Genomic DNA, 1,030 nt, shown 5'->3' with positions numbered 1-1,030 from the left:
GCAGCGCAGCCAGCCAGCGCGAGACAAATGACGAGTTTCTTCATGATGCAAATCCAATCAAACAAGACGATTGCGGAACAGCCAGGTCGCCAGCGGCAGTGTGATGGCGGCAATGATCAGCAAAGGAATAAGGTTGTGCCAGACCGTGAGCAAGCCCACGCCTTCCAGATAGACGCGTTGCACCAGGTCGATGGCGAAGCGCAGCGGATTGGCCATGGTCAGAATCTGCAGAATCTCCGGCATATTGCGTACCGGTGTCGTCAGGCCCGAGAGCAGCATCATCGGCATCACCAGCACGAAGGTGTAGAGCATGGCCTGCTGCATATTGGCAGCCATCGCCGAAATCGACAGTCCAATGCCGACGCTGGCGACGGTGAACATCAACAGCCCCGCGTAAATCGTGAAAATCGAACCGGCCATCGGAATCTGGAACCAGAAGCGTGCCACCATCAGGATCAGGGTAGATTGCGTGAGGCCGATCAGCACCGGTGGGATCGCCTTGCCGATCATGATGTCGATCGGCGTCAACGGCGTGACGAGCAACTGATCGAAAGTGCCTTGCTCGCGTTCGCGTGCCACAGAGAGCGCCGTCAGTAGCAGGGTTTGCAGCATGCTGAGGGCCGCGATCAGTCCCGGCATGAGATTCCAGCGCGTTTCGATATTCGGATTGAACCAGGCCCGCGACTCAATTCGCAGCGGAGGCTCACTACCGCCATGTGCGGTGCGCCATTCACTGTTGAAGCCCTCGACCACGGCGCCGACAAAGCCGGCCGCGGAACCTGCAGTGTTCGAATTGCGTCCATCGAGCACCAGACCGATGGGCGACTGGTCGCCTGCGTACAGGCGGCGCTCGAAATCGGCCGGGATCTCGACGACCAGTAGGGCTGTCTGTGAATTGATCACATCGCGCAGTTGTTCCTGCGTCTCCACATTGGCCGTGCGATGAAACACGCCGCTGGCCTCCAGTTTCGCCAGCAGGCGCACGGATTCCGCGCTGTGACTCATGTCCTGCACGGCGTAGGGCACGTTG

At 59.5% G+C, this 1,030-nt stretch carries 1 protein-coding gene; it reads right to left on the bottom strand.

Annotated elements, in window-relative coordinates:
* Window positions 1–57 precede the first annotated feature (57 nt).
* Window positions 58–1,030: ABC transporter permease (locus AB4Z11_RS32510; RefSeq protein WP_442030420.1), on the bottom strand; the 973-nt coding region annotated here is incomplete at its 5' end.

It is taken from the genome of Pseudoduganella sp. RAF53_2 (assembly GCF_052113985.1).
GTDB lineage: Bacteria > Pseudomonadota > Gammaproteobacteria > Burkholderiales > Burkholderiaceae_D > Rugamonas.
This window is presented reverse-complemented; position numbering and strand designations above follow the sequence as displayed.